This window comes from Mesoplasma coleopterae, assembly GCF_002804245.1.
Lineage (GTDB): Bacteria > Bacillota_I > Bacilli_A > Mycoplasmatales > Mycoplasmataceae > Mesoplasma > Mesoplasma coleopterae.
The window spans coordinates 740,377-758,432 of record NZ_CP024968.1; the positions used below are offsets into that span (position 1 = coordinate 740,377).

18 protein-coding genes are annotated in these 18,056 nt (G+C 28.3%); all 18 read right to left on the minus strand.

Annotated features, from left to right (window positions below):
* Nucleotides 1-86: 86 nt before the first annotated feature.
* The 18 genes from tuf to fba all read right to left on the minus strand — a co-directional run bounded on the left by tuf (nt 87) and on the right by fba (nt 17,986).
* On the minus strand, nt 87-1,271 hold the full coding sequence (gene tuf, locus MCOLE_RS03355) for an elongation factor Tu (RefSeq protein ID WP_100671436.1): 1,185 nt from the start codon (nt 1,269-1,271) through the stop codon (nt 87-89).
* Nucleotides 1,272-1,410: 139 nt separating this feature from the next.
* Nucleotides 1,411-3,480, minus strand: a complete 2,070-nt coding sequence (fusA, locus tag MCOLE_RS03360; protein ID WP_099651468.1) for an elongation factor G — start codon at nt 3,478-3,480, stop codon at nt 1,411-1,413.
* Nucleotides 3,481-3,516: 36 nt separating this feature from the next.
* The gene (gene rpsG, locus MCOLE_RS03365; RefSeq protein ID WP_099651469.1) at nt 3,517-3,984 is read right to left on the minus strand and encodes a 30S ribosomal protein S7; all 468 of its coding nucleotides are present in this window, start codon (nt 3,982-3,984) and stop codon (nt 3,517-3,519) included.
* Nucleotides 3,985-4,064: 80 nt separating this feature from the next.
* On the minus strand, nt 4,065-4,478 hold the full coding sequence (gene rpsL, locus MCOLE_RS03370) for a 30S ribosomal protein S12 (RefSeq protein ID WP_011183521.1): 414 nt from the start codon (nt 4,476-4,478) through the stop codon (nt 4,065-4,067).
* Between the two features lie 102 nt (nt 4,479-4,580).
* On the minus strand, nt 4,581-5,129 hold the full coding sequence (locus tag MCOLE_RS03375) for a hypothetical protein (protein ID WP_100671438.1): 549 nt from the start codon (nt 5,127-5,129) through the stop codon (nt 4,581-4,583).
* Nucleotides 5,130-5,138: 9 nt separating this feature from the next.
* Nucleotides 5,139-6,698, minus strand: coding sequence for a cardiolipin synthase (cls, locus tag MCOLE_RS03380; protein ID WP_164704248.1), 1,560 nt, complete (start codon nt 6,696-6,698; stop codon nt 5,139-5,141).
* Nucleotides 6,698-7,423: a hypothetical protein gene (locus MCOLE_RS03385; RefSeq protein ID WP_100671442.1), complete on the minus strand. Its 726-nt coding sequence runs from the start codon at nt 7,421-7,423 to the stop codon at nt 6,698-6,700. Before MCOLE_RS03385 ends, cls begins: the two co-directional genes overlap by 1 nt.
* Nucleotides 7,424-7,516: 93 nt before the next feature.
* A complete protein-coding gene (locus MCOLE_RS03390) occupies nt 7,517-8,431 on the minus strand; it encodes a hypothetical protein (RefSeq protein ID WP_100671444.1) in 915 nt (304 codons plus the stop codon).
* A 95-nt stretch (nt 8,432-8,526) separates the two neighbouring features.
* Nucleotides 8,527-9,192, minus strand: coding sequence for a hypothetical protein (locus MCOLE_RS03395; RefSeq protein WP_100671446.1), 666 nt, complete (start codon nt 9,190-9,192; stop codon nt 8,527-8,529).
* Nucleotides 9,180-9,686 (minus strand): L-threonylcarbamoyladenylate synthase, encoded by a 507-nt coding sequence (locus MCOLE_RS03400; RefSeq protein ID WP_100671448.1) that lies wholly within the window; start codon nt 9,684-9,686, stop codon nt 9,180-9,182. The genes MCOLE_RS03395 and MCOLE_RS03400 overlap by 13 nt, the downstream gene beginning before the upstream one ends.
* On the minus strand, nt 9,676-11,178 hold the full coding sequence (locus tag MCOLE_RS03405) for a hypothetical protein (RefSeq protein WP_100671450.1): 1,503 nt from the start codon (nt 11,176-11,178) through the stop codon (nt 9,676-9,678). The genes MCOLE_RS03400 and MCOLE_RS03405 overlap by 11 nt, the downstream gene beginning before the upstream one ends.
* Before the next feature lie 9 nt (nt 11,179-11,187).
* The gene (gene prmC / locus MCOLE_RS03410) at nt 11,188-12,048 is read right to left on the minus strand and encodes a peptide chain release factor N(5)-glutamine methyltransferase (RefSeq protein ID WP_167373858.1); all 861 of its coding nucleotides are present in this window, start codon (nt 12,046-12,048) and stop codon (nt 11,188-11,190) included.
* Nucleotides 12,041-13,132 (minus strand): peptide chain release factor 1, encoded by a 1,092-nt coding sequence (gene prfA / locus MCOLE_RS03415; protein WP_100671454.1) that lies wholly within the window; start codon nt 13,130-13,132, stop codon nt 12,041-12,043. Before prfA ends, prmC begins: the two co-directional genes overlap by 8 nt.
* Nucleotides 13,133-13,134: 2 nt before the next feature.
* A complete protein-coding gene (locus MCOLE_RS03420) occupies nt 13,135-13,746 on the minus strand; it encodes a thymidine kinase (protein ID WP_100671456.1) in 612 nt (203 codons plus the stop codon).
* 2 nt (nt 13,747-13,748) lie between these two features.
* A complete protein-coding gene (locus MCOLE_RS03425) occupies nt 13,749-14,693 on the minus strand; it encodes a DHH family phosphoesterase (protein ID WP_100671458.1) in 945 nt (314 codons plus the stop codon).
* Nucleotides 14,694-14,703: 10 nt separating this feature from the next.
* Nucleotides 14,704-16,581, minus strand: coding sequence for a hypothetical protein (locus MCOLE_RS03430; RefSeq protein ID WP_100671460.1), 1,878 nt, complete (start codon nt 16,579-16,581; stop codon nt 14,704-14,706).
* 105 nt (nt 16,582-16,686) lie between these two features.
* The gene (gene rpmE, locus MCOLE_RS03435) at nt 16,687-16,965 is read right to left on the minus strand and encodes a 50S ribosomal protein L31 (RefSeq protein ID WP_099651482.1); all 279 of its coding nucleotides are present in this window, start codon (nt 16,963-16,965) and stop codon (nt 16,687-16,689) included.
* Between the two features lie 130 nt (nt 16,966-17,095).
* Nucleotides 17,096-17,986: a class II fructose-1,6-bisphosphate aldolase gene (fba, locus tag MCOLE_RS03440; protein WP_099651483.1), complete on the minus strand. Its 891-nt coding sequence runs from the start codon at nt 17,984-17,986 to the stop codon at nt 17,096-17,098.
* Nucleotides 17,987-18,056 lie beyond the last annotated feature (70 nt).

Here is an 18,056-nt window from a genome sequence, read left to right on the forward strand (position 1 = left end):
TTGCATATTATTTCTTTTCTATACGAGGCCAATTAAAACAAAAAAAATTACCAAAAGGTAATTTTCTAATTTTCATTTAATAAAGATTATTGAACTGCAATAACTGTTCCAGCTCCAATAGTTCTTCCACCTTCACGGATTGAGAATTTTGTTCCATCTTCAACAGCAATTGGTTTAATTAATTCAATTGTCATTTCAACGTTATCTCCAGGCATAACCATGTCTGTTCCAGCAGGTAATGTTACTTCACCAGTAACATCAGTTGTACGGAAGTAGAATTGAGGACGGTATTTGTTAAAGAATGGTTTGTGACGTCCACCTTCTTCAGTAGTTAATGCATAAACTGATGCTTGTAATTTAGTATGAGGTTTAATAGTTCCAGGTTTAGCTAAAACTTGTCCACGTTCAATACCTTCTCTGTCAACACCACGTAATAATGCTCCTACGTTATCTCCAGCTTCAGCAAAGTCTAATAATTTTCTGAACATTTCTAATCCAGTAACAACACATTTTTTAGCTTCTTCAACTAAACCAACGATTTCAACTTCTTCGTTAACTTTAATTGTTCCACGTTCAACACGTCCTGTAGCAACAGTTCCACGTCCTGTAATTGTGAAAACGTCTTCAACAGGCATTAAGAATGTTTTATCTGAATCACGAGTTGGAGTTGGGATGTATGCATCAACTGAAGCCATTAATTCTTCAATAGCAGCAACTCATTTAGCTTCTCCGTTTAATGCTCCTAAAGCTGATCCACGGATAACTGGTGCTCCGTCTCCATCAAAGTCGTAAGTTGATAATAAATCTCTAACTTCCATTTCAACTAAGTCGATCATTTCTTCATCATCAACCATGTCACATTTGTTTAAGAAAACAACAATTTTTGGAACTCCAACTTGTCTTGATAATAAGATGTGTTCACGAGTTTGAGGCATAGGCCCATCAGTTGCAGCAACAACTAAGATTGCACCATCCATTTGAGCAGCACCTGTAATCATGTTTTTAACATAATCGGCGTGTCCTGGACAGTCTACGTGTGCGTAGTGTCTGTTTTCTGTTTTATATTCAACGTGTGAAGTATTAATTGTAATTCCACGTTCTCTTTCTTCTGGAGCGTTATCGATATTTGCGTAATCTTTAAATTCTGCTCCACCTTTATCTGCTAAAACTTTAGTAATAGCAGCAGTTAATGTAGTTTTACCGTGGTCAACGTGTCCAATAGTACCAATGTTAACGTGAGGTAAACTACGGTCAAAAGCTTCTTTTGCCATTTTTGTATTTCTCCTTTATTTATATCTAGCGATATTAGATTTACTTTCTAGTATCTTTACCGCCCCCGTAGGGGCGTTTTTTATTCTTTTAATTAAGAATATTTTAACTTTTTACATCAATAAGTGCAATTATATATTACTACTTACCTGATTTTTTAATAATTTCTTCTGCAATAGATCTAGGTGCTTCAGCATAATGACTGAAAATCATAGTATAGTTTCCACGTCCTTGTGTGAATGATCTTAATTCTGTTGCATAACCAAACATTTCTGTTAGAGGAACTTTAGATTTAATTGTTTGTGCATTTCCTCTTTGTTCTGATCCTTCGATTAATCCACGTTTTGATGAAATGTTACCCATTACATCTCCATAGTATTCATCTGGGACAGTTACTTCAACGTTCATGATTGGTTCTAAGATAACTGGATTCATTTTTTTACATGCTTCTTTTAAAGCAAATGATGCAGCTATTTTATAAGCCATTTCGTTTGAGTCAACATCGTGCATTGATCCATCAACGATTGTTGCTTTAACATCGATCATTGGGTATCCAGCAACTACCCCGTTTGTAAGTGCGTTTTCTAAACCAACACGTGCAGCATTGATATATTCTTTAGAAACACGTCCTCCAGTAATTTTGTCAACTCATTCGAATCCTTTGTCAACATTTGGTTCGAACTCAATAACAACGTGACCATATGATCCACGTCCTCCTGATTGTTTAACATATTTACCTTCAGCTTTTGCTGGTAATTTAATTGTTTCACGGTATGAAACTTGAGGTGCTCCAACGTTTGTTTCAACTTTGAATTCACGTCTCATACGGTCAACAATAATATCTAAGTGTAATTCACCCATACCAGCAATAATAGTTTGTCCAGTTTCTTCATCAGTATATGTTCTGAAAGTTGGATCTTCTTCTGCTAATTTTGATAATGCTAATCCCATTTTTTCTTGATCCGCTTTAGTTTTTGGTTCTAAAGCTAATTGGATAACTGGTTCTGGGAATACCATTGATTCTAAAATAATTTCATGTTTTTCATCAACTAAAGTATCACCTGTTGTAGTATTTTTTAAACCAACAGCAGCTGCGATATCTCCAGCATAAACTTCTTCAATTTCGTTACGGTTGTTTGCGTGCATTTGTAAAATACGTCCTACACGTTCTTTATCACCTTTTGTTGAGTTTAATACATAACTTCCTTTTGTAAGAATACCTGAGTAAACTCTAAAGAATGTTAATTTTCCAACGAATGGGTCAGTCATAACTTTGAAAGCTAAAGCTGAGAATGGTTCATTGTCATCTGCATGTCTTTCTGCTTCTTCACCATTTGGTAAAATTCCTTTAATAGCAGGAACATCTAAAGGTGATGGCAAGTAATCAACAACTGCGTCTAATAATAATTTAACACCCTTGTTTTTGAAAGCTGACCCAGCTAATACTGGGAAGAATTCTGCACCAATAACCCCTTTACGGATTGCTTGTTTTAATTCAGGAATAGTAATTTCTTCACCATCTAAGAATTTCATCATTAATTCTTCATCATATTCAACAGCTGCTTCAACTAATTCACTTCTTAAAATTTCTGCTTGATCTTTTAAATCTGCAGGAATTTCAATTTCTTTAGCAATTTCTTCAGCTTTACCATCAAATTCGTAAGCTTTCATTTCAACTAAATCGATTAATCCTGTGAAGTTATCTTCAGCACCGATTGGTAATTGAATTGGAGCGGCTTTAGCTCCTAAACGGTCCCCGATAGATTTAACTGAGTAGATGAAATCTGCTCCAGTTTTATCCATTTTGTTAACAAAAACAATACGAGGAACTCTATAAGTAGTTGCTTGTCTTCAAACAGTTTCTGTTTGAGGTTCAACTCCTGATTGTCCATCAAGAACTGCTACAGCTCCATCAAGAACACGTAATGAACGTTCAACTTCAACAGTGAAGTCAACGTGACCTGGAGTATCAATTATGTTAAAACGGTTATTTTTTCAGAATGCTGTAGTTGCAGCTGAAGTAATTGTAATACCACGTTCTTGCTCTTGTGCCATTCAGTCCATTTGTGAAGCTCCTTCATGAGTTTCACCAATTTTGTGAATTTTACCTGTGTGGAATAAAATACGTTCTGTAGTAGTAGTTTTTCCAGCATCAATATGAGCCATAATTCCAAGGTTACGAGTATTTTCTAAACTAAATTCTCTTGGCATAATTTGCCTCCTATCTAAATAAAATAATTGTTGATCTTATCAACGGTAATGTGCGAATGCTTTATTAGCTTCTGCCATTTTATGTGTGTCTTCACGTTTTTTAACTGATCCACCCATGTTATTTGCAGCGTCAATGATTTCGTTTGCTAATTTAACAGTCATAACTTTTTCGTTTCTTAATCTTGCATAGTTGATTAATCAACGTAAAGCTAAAGTAACTTGTCTTTCATCTGAAACTTCAACTGGCACTTGATAGTTAGCTCCCCCAATACGACGAACTTTTAATTCTAAGTGTGGTTTAATGTTTTCGATAGCTTTGTTAAATACTTCAATTGGTTCTTCGCCAGTTTTTTCTTTAATAATGTCAAATGCATCATAAATGATTGTTTGAGCTGTTCCTCTCTTACCATCTAACATAATTTTGTTGATAGCACGAGTAACTAATTTTGAGTTATAAATTGGATCTGCTAAAACATCTCTTTTTTCTGCTCTATTTTTACGCATAGTTTTGACTCCTTTCTTGATTTATAAATTTGTGATACTTATTTGTGGTTCATCTCACGGTAGTTCTAAATTTAATTAGACTATTTTTTAGGTCTTTTGGCCCCGTATAATGAACGTGATTGTTTACGATTGTTAACTGCTTGAGTATCTAATGTTCCACGAATAATGTGGTAACGTACCCCTGGTAAGTCTTTTACACGTCCCCCACGAATTAAAACAACTGAGTGTTCTTGAAGGTTGTGTCCTTCTCCTGGGATATATGCATTAACTTCCATTCCGTTTGTTAATCTAACACGAGCGTATTTACGTAACGCAGAGTTGGGTTTTTTGGGTGTCATTGTAGCAACACGAGTACATACTCCTCTTTTTTGAGGTGCTGAAACTTTAGTTACTTTCTTTTTCAATGAGTTTACCCCTCTGTTTAAAGCGGGTGCTTTTGTTTTTCAAGTTTTAGCTTTACGGTTTGTTTTAACTAATTGATTGATTGTTGGCATTGTATTTCCTCCTTTCACAATTCCGTGTGTGTTGAACTCACATAAATAAATTATACACTTTATTAATGAAAAGTTCAAACTTATCACAACAAGTGTATATTTTTATATTATTTTTAATACTTCTAATAAAGTAATTATAATTTGTTGATTGCTAATTAAATCGGTTTGCAACTTATTTTTTTGTTTATTCTGTTTTATATAATTTAGTAAGTTTGTTAACAACTCGCTTTTTTGTTCAATATTGTATTTTTCTTCATTTTCAATCACTTTTTTTATCAACAATGAAATTTTATCTTCAGAAGTAATTATATAATCTTTGTTTTCTTGATAACTCACGACAAATAATTTGTAAAAATTCTCTTGAATAAATTCAGACATATCTTGAGGATTTTTGTAAAAGACGGCAAGTATTTTTTTGTAGAAAATAAGCTCATTTTCTAGTTGATTTAAAATCTTTTCAAAAACAACTAAGTTATATTGTTTAGAACTTTTAATCAATTTTATTAGTTCCTCTAATTGAGCAATATTCTCAATTCTCAAATTGATGTTTAAAAAGTTTTTAACATTACTATCGAATGAAAAAGCATCAAGCATTTTAAAACTCTGATATGATTTGTTAATTTGGTTGAAAATTATTTTTTCTATACTCATTTTAACTCCTTATAAAAGTGGTGCCATTACATTGTAAGCTTTAACCACGATTTTTTTTCAAATAGATAAATCTTTGTTGGGCATGAATTTATATTCAAAAGATTTTTTCATGTCATGAATCATTTTTTTAGTAATATCTTCATTTAGTCTATTAGATTTAATTAACGCCATTGTTTGTTGATCACAAAATAAAGCTCTATAGTCCAAGTTTGAACTTCCTGTAAATGATATGGAATCATCAAAGATATAAGCTTTTTCGTGAATAAATGTGTCATTCATAGAGTAAATCTTAACGCCACTTTCAAACATTTTTTTAGTTCAATGTTTTGATACTTCTAATAATAAAAACTTATCTGATCTTCCAGGTAACAAAATACGTACATCAAGTCCAGTTGAAGCAGCATTACACAAAGCATTAATAATTTCTGCCGGGGGTATAAAGTAAGGTGACTTTAATCAAATTCTATTTTGAGCAGAGTGGATTAAATTTAAAAGTAGTTCTAAACAAATTGGTCTTTCATGGTTTGGCCCGTCAGAAACAATTTGTATAAATTCATTTGTCGAAAAACGAGTTCTACTAACTTTACCAAACATAGGTTCAAGTTTTTCAATTTTGTTTTGTTTTTTGCCAGCATAAAAATTTCAATCTTTTTTAAAAATTAATTCTATTTCCTGAACACTTTCCCCGACCATTCTAATAGCTGAATCATTTCAAAAACCAAACACACCACTTTTATTAATGTATTCATCTGACATATTAATTCCACCTAAATAACCAATTTTTCCATCAATAGAAATATCTTTTCTATGATCTCTGTAATTTGCGTTTCATTTAACAAAAGGAAAATGAATAGGAGAATATGCTATTAAATTTGCACCTTCTTGTAATAATCTCTTTTTACTTTTTGTGAATCTTCCATAACTACCTAAAAAATCATATATGATGTAAACTCTGATTCCCTCATGCATTTTCTGAATTAATAAATTAGTCAAATTTTCTAAAAATTCACCCTCTGAAATTATGTAACAATTTATCAGAACATATTCCTTTGCAGTATTGATATCGTTTAATAAATTTGCAAAATACTCATTACCTGATTTTAAGTATTTGATTTCTGTATTTGCATATATACTTTCCTTTTGTTGTTCAAAAGTCATCATGAATGATCTTTTAAATTGTGGATTTTCTTGAGCAATTGCTTTTAAGTTTTCAATGTCATATTGAGTTTTATCTTGTAAAGCACTGACTGAATTTTTATTATATAAATAGTTTTTATTTTTTTTATATTTATAAACTCTTCCTAAAAATAAGTATGAAATAATTCCAAAAAATGGGATAAAAATTATGAATAATGCTCATCTAATTCTTGTTTCAATCCTTCTTTTTCTATTGCAAAGAACTACAATAGCTCATGCTATTGAAAATAAGTGTGTAATAGAAATAAAAAAAATAAAAGGCAAAGGTGTTGAAACAAAAAAGTTAAGACATAAGTTTATTGCTATATACAAGGCCCCACCTATGCTGTACATTGCAACTATTGAAGCTGTTGCTACAAACGGTTTTTTCATTATCAAGCACCTTCCTTAAATTCAAACATTTTGCTTTTTTTGGTTAATCATTTATTTACTTTCGAAATTATACTATTAAAATAAAATGGTGAAATTTCCTTTGTTGATTCACTTAATAAATCATTTAATTTTAATTTAAATAAAAAATTATTATAAGTGTTTATATTTGCTTCAAAATCTGATTCAAAATATGTTATCACATACATTGAAAGTAAGTAACCATATTTGTAAAAAGCATCAGCATTGTCCTCTGATATTTTTGAAAATATAGTGCCTATCTCAGAATAATAAAAATGTTTTCTTTTATTAATAATTTCATCAGTAAAGGTAGAAAAATTTTTTATATCATTGAAAACTTCTTTTTCAAAATTAACTTTAACAATACTTTTATTAGTAATTGTAGGCAGCAATGTTTCAATAATTTTTGTTATTTTTATTTTTTCAATTTTTATTTCTTTTGTTTCTATCTCATCTAAGTTTGTATAAAGTAACCTTGAATAAAGCACAATATGAATTATTTCACTAACGAATTTTCTTTTATTTTTTCCTTCTAAACTAATTAAGTTTAAAAATACTTTAAGTATTATATTTTCTTGAGCAAAAACAACTAATTTCTTAGCTTCTTTTTTACTTATACCATGTTCCATTAATCAATTATTTATTTCTCTACTTCTTGACTTAATGAAATGTTTTTGTTTTTTGATGCCTTTTGTAATTTTAAACATTGGAAAATCCCTTTATAGTCCTTTAATATTTTAATTTAATTATATTCTTTTATAATAAAAAAACACAAATAGCATTTTAGCTTTGTGTTCATTTTATTTTTGTCTAGAAAGAAGCGGGAACATGAATTTTTTATCTTTTAACCCTGTTGTAACTTCTCTTAAATATAAACATGAATGCAAATTCATGCCTGTTCTTATAAATGAATCGGTTTTTGTTATATGTATGCCTTCTTTAATGTCTGGCATAAAACCAAAATCAACTCTTTTTATTCCGTTTGGAACAATAATATTTAATAATTCTTCTAAATCGACGTTATGTGAGGAAAATGATCCAATAAAATCAAATACACCATTTTTAATTCTAAAACAAACAACTGTTTGTAGTGAAGGAATGTATCATAAATCATCTTCAAAGTATTTTTGAATATTATGGAATTTAACTAAGCTATCTCCCTTTGTATCCAAAATATTTGATTGTTTACTTGAATGCAAAATTGCCTCTTTCACTAATTCAAAATCATGGGAAACTGATAAATCTAGTTTAATAATTTTTGAAGATTCTGATTTTTCTTTATTGTTTCATGGAAGAAAAAATAAATATTCTTGTCTTCTTTCAAAACCTGATTTCTTTAAAATTTCTTCATCCTTAACGCCACAATATGAAATCAGAATATCAACCAAGTTAGAATATTTGTAAATTGCTGCCTCTATTAAAATTTCTTCTAGGTTTTCATCAAGGTATGCTTCTTTAACAAAAAAGTTTCCAACTTGAACTGCGCTACATTTTTCTCCACTAATGAAAACATCAAATTTTAAAATACCTAGCGCTGCTATAATTTCATTTTTTTCATTAACAATTGTAATAGGTGAAAAGTTTTCTAATTGCTTATCCTTAAACAATCACTTTTCAAAATTATTATTAGGTGATCTTTTAATTAAGTTGCTCAAATCTTGGTTGAAGTGTTTATTATCTTTGTGATCAAAAACAATATCATAAGTATCTCTCATGCGAACTTCTCCTTTTTATAAATTACTTATTAATTATATAACACTTTAGTGTTAAAAAGAATACCTAATAGTTGGTTAAATCTTCAATAAAACCTTTATTTTTGTAGCTTTAATTCTTTAATGACTATATCTGCGAGTGGATTAAATATAAAAACTTTTACATTTTTAATATCAGAGTTGCTTTCAATTAATCTTTTTTGAAGTTGCGCCTCATATTTATATTTATCTTCATAAGGTGATTTGCTAAATTTAAAAATACATAAAAACCAGTTATCATTTGATTTAAGCAGTAAATCTATTTTTCCATAAAAATTAATATCTGCCTCAACATTAGCTAAAAGTATATTCGCAACAGAATGATTAATTTTATTTTTATAAATAAATTTATTCAAATCATGCACAACTGATTTTGCTATGTTAATTGCAATTTTATGGTCTTCATTATTTTTTTCAAATTTTAAAGATTCAGATTTTCTTTGAACAACAGAATTAATAATTAATTCTTTAGCTATCTTATTTCTTAAAAATATTTGCTCTAAAACCTTTGAAGACGGACTTTGAATGAACGGAAATTCTTTTTGACATAATTGATCAATTGAATCAATATTTAAATTCTTGTTTTCGTCTATATAATAAGTTAAATTAAAATTAATATTTTCATAATCAATTTCTTTAACTAATTTTAAAACTAATGAATCTTGATCATATTCAAAATAATCAGAAATATCATTTATAAAATGTTTTGATTTTATCGAACTCATACTTTTGTAACAGAATTAAATATTTTTGATGGTTTAGCATTTAAAACTTCTTGATCAAAATAAACCTTAACATCTTTATTAAAGTTTTCTAATTCTTCCTTTGAATTTATTGGTTCATCACCATGTTTATTAACACTTGTAGAAAATATTGGTCCAGTTGAATCTAAAATGGATTTGATATCTTCTCTTACAATAAGTCTAACGGCGATATTTTCTAACCCATTAACTGTTTTAAAAATGACTGTTGTTAATTTTTCAAATAATAATTCACAAAATTCATTTTTTTCAATATTTAAAATATCAAGTTGATTGATGTCAGAAATTAGAACAATTAATGGTTTTTTTAAATTAGCGTTTTTTATTTCATTAATTTTTATTTCATTTTTTTTATTTCAAGCAGCAGATAATCCATATATTGTGTCAGTTGGCAAAATAATAACTTCATTTTTTTTTAATTGTTCACTTGCTTTGAAAATTTGATCTTTACTTAACATTTTTATTTCCTCTTTTTCTTTTTGCTAAAATTTCTGAAAATAAAATTTGAGCTCCAACACGCTTTTTAAATATAGTTGTTTTCATAATATTAAATCCAATGATTAAGAAAGAAGAAATCAATATTCCAAATAAAATAAGAGACTCAGCGATAATATTAATTATTTTTTCTCATGCAAAGTTTATGCTTACGTTTATATTATCCAAGTAGTATGCATCTTTTATTTGTTCATAATCAGTTCCTAAAATTGATTTAATTTTTTCAATGAAATCGTGACCCGAAGTATTACCATTTGCTTGTTCAAAATTTCAAGCTTCAACCAAATTACCAACTTGTACTTTTGAAATAATGTTCAGGCATGTAAGAAAAACTAAGTTAGCATAAATTATAAAGTATTGAGTTATAAATAAATTTTGTGATTTATTTTCCCCTCTAATTGAAACTGAGATAAAGTACATGAAAGTTGCCATTGTTGTGCCTAATCCTATAATTGGCAGAGAACAATATACAAAATAGTTATTTTCATATTTCAAAATGTTTGAAAATTTATCATCAGATAATGGATTTTCAATTCCATATCTTTTTAAAAGTTCTGGTAACACATGAACAGTTCTAGTTAACATAGAGGCTTTAGTTGTATCAAAAGAAATCATAATTACATAAATGAGTTGTGGCAAAATAATGCATCCTGCAGCAAACATAGTTCAGTTTGAAATGTGTTTATCTGAGTTTTTAAATATTCTTGTTAAAAATGCTTTCATTTTATTTTGACCTAATTCTTTTTTTCTGTTGCTTATATAATCAATGTATTTATTGATATTTAAACTTCCTGCTTCAACAATAACAGCATTTTGTATGCTTAAAGAAAGCATGAAAATAGCTATTATTTGAATGAACAATATTCATCAAACAGCATCTTCAGAAGCTCATTTATACGCTTGGTCTCTGTTAATAGTAAATTGTTTAGAAATCTCAGTAATAACAGAGGGAACTTCTTTAACAAACTGATTTTGAACTTGATCTATCAAAGATTCAAAAGTAAAAAACTCTTGAAATTTCGAAAATTCATATTGGGCTATTGATGACAATAAAGCCGCTATAATTCCAAACGAAATTACAAATACTCAAAAACTTGCTTTAACTTTATTATTAACTCCAGTTGCAGTTAAAAATGGTTTAAGTAAAATGAAACCAATTATTGTGGCAATGAAAAAACCTCACCCGATGTAAACAGGAGTTAGAATTTGAGCTTTAGATGGCAATTTTAAAAATAATGATAATTCTTTTCAATTATCAAAATATATTTTTAAGTTTATGTCAGTAAAAACAATTCAACTAAATATGTAAGTTGGTATCATAAGTACAAGAAAAATAAACATACTAAAAAATGCAACTTTGTATAAGTGTGCGTTTTTTTCTTGAACAGATAAAATTTTGTTTTTAATTCCAAAATTTAGTCTGAATTTATTTTTAAACTCAACCCTTTTTTTCATTTAATTCTCCTAATTTTTAATTATTAAATATCTTCAATTATTAAAGTAGTCTTTTTCAAACTTTCAATTATATTTTAAACCTAATTCTTTTTGTAAGAACATTTCTAAATGCTTTTTTTGTTTTCATCCAATTTCAAATACAAGAAGCGTTTTTTCTTCTGTTTTCATTATTACATCAATATTAGCTATAGCTTTTTTATAAAAGAATAAACCATTATCTTCTGCATATAATGCTAATTTTGGTTCAAATTTTAATGTTGTTGGATCAACGTCTTTATCATTAAAATCTATATATGGAGGATTACAAAGTAAAATATTAAATTTATTTTTATTTGCTATTAAAGAATCTAAAAAATTACTTTTTACAATTTCTGTTTTATTACTTAATTTATTTCTGACTATGTTTGTCTTTGTAACAGCTAATGCTTTTTTTGAAACATCAGAAAAAACTATTTTATTAATATTTTTATTATTTTCAAGTGCAACTGATATGCCTATGCACCCTGAACCAGAACATAAATCTAAAATATCCATTTTGACGTTATTAGATTTTATAAAATCATTTACAAAATCAATCATTTGCTCAGTTTCCATTCTTGGTATTAAAGTGTTTTTATTAACTATTATTTTGTGACCTCTAAAAATTTTATAACCTAAAATATAAGCTAAAGGTTTCCCTTTAGCTACACTTTTTGAAATTTTAATAATTTGTTTAAAATGTTTTCTTGATAATTCGTTATCCAATGAAAATAAAACTTCAGAATATTCTATTCTAGTCACAAAAGAAATTATTTCAATAGCGTCTGATTTACCAATTTTTTCATTTTTTGAAAGCAAGTTTAAAACAAATTTAATATTTATTTTATTCACTGTCTTGTATCTGAGCTTCAACCTTTTGACGTTGTTCGTCATTAACCAATGCAACTATGAAATCATCAATTTTTCCTTCCATAACTTGATCAAGTTTGTTTAAAGTTAAACCTACTCTATGATCTGTTACACGGTTTTGTGGATAATTATATGTTCTAATTTTTTCACTTCTAGCCCCTGTTCCAACTGCATTTTTACGTGTTGCATCAGCTTCTGCTTGTTGTTTTTCAAGTTCTGCTTCATAAATTCTAGCTCTCAGCATGGTCATAGCTATATCTTTGTTATCATGTTGACTTCTTCCATCTTGAGAAGCCGCTACTACACCAGTTGGTATATGAGTAATACGAACAGCTGAATCAGTTGTATTAACATGCTGACCACCAGCACCAGATGAACGGTATGTATCAATTCTTAAATCACTGTTTTTAATTTCAATTTCAACATCACTCATTTCAGGTAAAACAGCAACTGTTGCTGTTGATGTTTGAATTCTACCCTTTGCTTCTGTTTTGGGTACTCTTTGTACTCTATGAGCACCTGACTCAAATTTTAATTTTGAATAAACCCTATCACCTTTAACCATAAATGAAACTTGTGAAAAACCACCTGCTTCTGACGCACTTGCATCAAGCATAGTTATTTTTCAATTTTGAGTTTCAGCATATAATTTGTACATTCTTAATAAGTCACCTGCAAAAATGTTTGCTTCATCACCACCAGCTGCACCTCTTATTTCAACAATAACATTTTTGTCATCATTTGGATCTTTTGGTAAAAGCAACTCTTCAATTATTTTTACAATTGGCTCTACAGCATTTTCATTTTCTGATAATTCCATTTTAGCTAATTCAATCATTTCTGCATCTTTTTCATTACCTAAAATTTCTTTTGCATCAGAGATGGCTTTAATTATTGCTTTGTATTCAATAAATTTTTCTACAACTTCAATTAAATTTGCACGTTCTTTGTTAAGTTCTAACATTTTTTTAACATCAGATACAATTACTTCTGATTGCAAATCATTATCTATTTGTTCAACCCTCTTTTGCATTGTTTCCAACGCTTCATAAGTTTTTGGATTCATTTTTACCCCTTCTCTATTTGATAACAGTTTCTACATCTAGCTTCATAACTGTCATTACCATCAACTAAAATTAACGGTGAATTTCATTCAGCTGGTTTACCATCAATGATTCTTTGTGTTCTATTAGCGAAATTACCACATTTTTGACAAATAGCTGTCAATTTATCAACCATTTCTGCTAGTGGTAAGATTCTATCAACATTTTTGAATGGTTGACTTCTAAAGTCCTTGTCTAGACCAGTAACTATTACTATAATTCCTCTATCAGCTAGTTCTTCAATGTAATCAACTACTTCTTCATCAAAGAATTGAATTTCATCAATTCCTACCACATCAACTTTTTTTTCTAATATTTTTGCTTCTAGTTTTTCTTTCAATTCTTTTGTTGAATTTACTGGTATAGACGCTAATAATGTCCCTGCATGAGATGCTACTTCATTAACTGCATATCTTGTGTCTATAACAGGTTTAAAAGCAATTACGTTTCTTTTTGCAAATGCATGTCTACGTAATCTTTTTATAAATTCTTCTGTTTTACCAGCAAACATACAACCAGTAATTAATTCAACTCAACCTAATTGTTTTTGCTCAATTGTATCTCTATTTGGTATCATAACTATTTACTACCTTTTGTTATAACTGCATCTAAATCTTTAACAAGTTTAGTTATGTCTGATAATGCGTTTAATTTACATCCGCTGGCTAATTTATGTCCACCACCATCATATTTGTTAGCTACTTTATCAATTTCAAAATCTCTACTTCTAATTGATACTTTAATTTCATCATCAAGTTCAATAACCAACACTCAAATTTTAATTTCGTCAATTCCACTCATTGTTCCTAAAGCTGATTTAATTTGTTCATATGAGTATTTTCAAGGCTTTTGATCTTCTTTAGTAATTGTAATGTGACCTACACCTTTTTTTGATAAAACCAATTTTGAAAAGGCAAAGTTTGCGTACTGTTTTCTTTTCAAATCAGAAACAAATAATGAATCATGAACTTCTTTTAAGTTTGCACCATTTTCAAGTAAAACTTTAGCTGCATTAAAAGTTTTATAACTTGTGTTAGGAAATAAAAATCTTCCACTATCAGTTACTAATCCTTTATATAAATTTGATGCTGCATTTGAATTTCATTTTAATTTCATTGCTTCTGCTCATAATGTAATAACTTCTGTACACGCCATTGCTGTTTCATGAACAATTTCATTTTTTGCATAAGGATCTATGTTAACATGATGGTCTATTTTAAATGTTTCTATTGCCATATCGTATCTGTCAAAATCTAATCTTGCTTTTGTTGCTGTATCAACTGTAATAACTAAAGCTGATTTGATAAATTCATCTGATATTTTTTCTTCATAGAAATCTTTATTATCATCTAATCTATCTCCAGGAACAATAATTGTTTTTCCTGCGAAATTTTCTTGAATTAAATATGCTAGTCCCATTGAACTACCTTGCGCGTCTCAATCGGGTCTAATATGCTTTAAAATAATAATATTTTTATATTTTTTAATTTTTTTAACTAATAATTTATAATTTGTTTCTTTCATTTTTTTCTCCTTATATTATTGCTGATATAGAGCGTTCTTCAAAGTAAAGAACCACTTCGTTTTCTCTTTCAAATGTTTTATCTTCAGAATAAAAGTATATTTTGGTTTTATTTTTGGTTATACCAAAGTACATATTCTTGTCATGATATTTATTTGTCCTAATAATTCTAACATTTATTGGGACTGAATTATTCTCAATAAACTCTGTTGATACTTCTAAGGGGTTTATAAATATAAAACCATTATCATTAAATTTTTTAGTATTAACATTTCATAATCTATTTTCGACATCAATTAAATTTTCTGATTCTTTTGAAAAAGCAAAAACATTTGATTCACCTAATTCATTTTTACATATATTTACCAAGTTTTTTTCAAAAAATTCTTTTGTTGTTGTTTTTACTAATTCATCATTTCTTGACCAATAAATTTTTTTGTCTTTAGCCAAATCACTAATTGTAAACGTTTTAGAATGAAGGATAATAAATGATATATTTGGATAAAATTCATTTATCTTACTAATTGTTTCAAAAAGCATTTCATAATCCCTATTTGTTAGCAAGTGCAAGAAGTCCGAAATCACAATATTTTTTTTCCCTAGATTAATTGCTTTCAATATTTTTACATAAATCATGTTTAATGATGAAAGTTTGAAGCTTCCTTTTAAAAACCATTCAAAATTTATGTCTAAGTTTTTAAAGTTGCTTTCCATTCAATTTTCAGCTTGTCTTACAACTGGTACAATTTGCTTTTTATAATGCTTTCTAAGTGAGAGAAACTCGTTTTTATTTCCGTATTTGATTTCACCAGTTAAAATTAATTTATGATAATTGTGTATGTTAGAAATAATAAATTTTGTTAATAAATTTACTTCTGTTTTTATAAAACTAAATAAAAATTTCTTTTCAGTAGAGTTTTGATCATTAAATTTATCTTTAATAACTTTTTTTCAATTACTTAATTCATATGAAACTTCCTGTTGAACTTCTTTTGAAACTGAATATGTTTTGTAGAACTTATCCAATTCAAATTTAAACTGTGAGCTAATTGTTTTTTTTCTGAATATTAAGATAATACTTTCTAACCTTAGTTTGTTTAATCGAATGTTTAAAAACTTTAATTGTTTTTCAACAATGAATCTTGTTTGCTTATATTCAAATAGTGCTTTTCTCTTTCTCAATAGTTTATTGTTAGATTTTTTAGTATTGAACTCACATGTGCAAGAATCACGTAATTCATTTAATGACTCAATTTTGTCATAAAGAACTTGTACAAATTTAAATTCCATTTTTCTAAGTAACGTTTCTTTTTCTATGTCATATAAAGCTTTTGACAAAACTTTAACTTGCGGTGAAAATTCACTAAACATTTTTTTAGACATACTCTCATTTAGTCTTGATAAAATTTGATCTAAATTATTAATTATTTTTTCGTGTGATTCGTTTGAAAATTTAATAAATTTATTAATTGCTTCATCTATGTCTCTTCTAAGTTTTAAATCAGAAAGATCATTTTTTGAATCCAATAATGACAAGTAATCATATTTTTTTTCAGCGTATTTTATTCTAGCATTTCTTAAAAATTGTAAATCAGAAAGTAAAGAAAGAGCTAAAATTCATTTGGTAGGTATTAAACGTTCAAATCACGTATCTGTTTTAATATATTCTGTATGATGTTTAATAAAGTTTTTATTAATAACATCTTGATTATCCACTTGGTATCTTCCTGTTTTATTTTTTTGTCTTCCAAGAATAATTTTTTTGAAAGATTTTTGTTTTTCAGTTTCTAAATAAACATTTGTTATTTGTCCAGGTTTAGATTCAAAATCAACCTTTTTAAGTGTTTCTTTATTATTAGCAGGAGTGAAATTTTTGATTTTATATGGCATATTTTCCCCTTTCTAATTTTAAGCATTACATTTATTATATTTTAAATCATTTGGGGCTTTAATTAAACTAATTAACTAAATAAAAAACCACTATTGTGGTCTAAATTATTTGTTTTCTTTATTTTTTGATTTTTGATCTTCAGAATTTTTTTGAGCAGTAGCATTAATTGCTTCTTTTCTTGCAAATTTTGATTTAAATTGTTCAACACGACCTGTAGTGTTTGCAAAGTTTTGTGCACCTGAGAAGAATGGGTGACAGTTTGAACAAACGTCAATTCTCATTTCTTCTCTTTTTGTAGTTCCACAAATGAATTCATTAGCACATGTTGTACAAACAAATTTTGCTTCCTCGAAGTATTTTGGTTGAATATCTTTTTTTGGCATAGATGTATCTCCTTTCACACTATGTTTTCATATAGATACTTTTTCAGTACTTAAAAATTATATAACATTTTTATTTAAAAGAACAAATAAAAAACCGCTTTCGCGATTTTTTAATTAATTGTTAAGGATATTAAGCTTTACCTTTACATCCGAATCATTCTGTTAATTCGTTAAATGTTTCTTTTAATGCTTGGTATCCTGGGTTTAATAATTTTCTTGGATCAAATCCTTTTGTTTTGTCATCTAAGTCTTTTCCAGCTTCAATGTATTTTCTTGTTGCGTCTCTGAAAGCTAATTGTAATTCAGTGTTAACATTAATTTTTGAGATTCCCATTGAGATAGCTTTTTCAACTTGATCTTGAGGAATTCCACTTCCACCATGTAACACCATTGGCATTTTACATGCTGATTGTAATTCTTCTAAAGTATCAAAAGATAATCCTGTTCATCATTCTGGGTATTTTCCGTGAATATTTCCGATTCCGGCAGCTAACATTGAAATTCCTGTTTTTGAAATTTCTGCTGCTTGAGTTGGGTCTCCTAATTCACCGTTTCCAACAACTCCATCTTCTTCTCCACCAATTGAACCGATTTCAGCTTCAACTGAAATTTCGTGTTCGTTAGCAAAAATTAATAATTCTTTTGTTTTTGCTAAATTTTCTTCGTATGGTAAGTGTGATCCATCAAACATAACTGATGAGTAACCAGCTAAGATACATTTTTTAGCCATTTCAATTGATTGTCCGTGGTCTAAGTGTAATGCAACTGGTACAGTGATGTTTAATTCTTCTAATAATCCATTAACCATTCCTACAACAGTAATTGGTCCACCCATGTATTTAATAGCACCTTCACTTGTTCCTAAAATAACTGGTGTGTTTGAAGCTTGAGCTGCTTCTAAGATTGCTTTAGTTCATTCTAAGTTATTGATGTTAAAGTGACCGATTGCATATTTGTTTTCGTGTGCTGCTTTAACCATAGCTGTAGAATTAACTAATTTTTCATGATATAGTCTTGTCATTTATTTATCCTCTTTCTTTTACTTCTTTAAAATTATACAACTTTATAAGTTTTAAAAAAATAATTTTAAT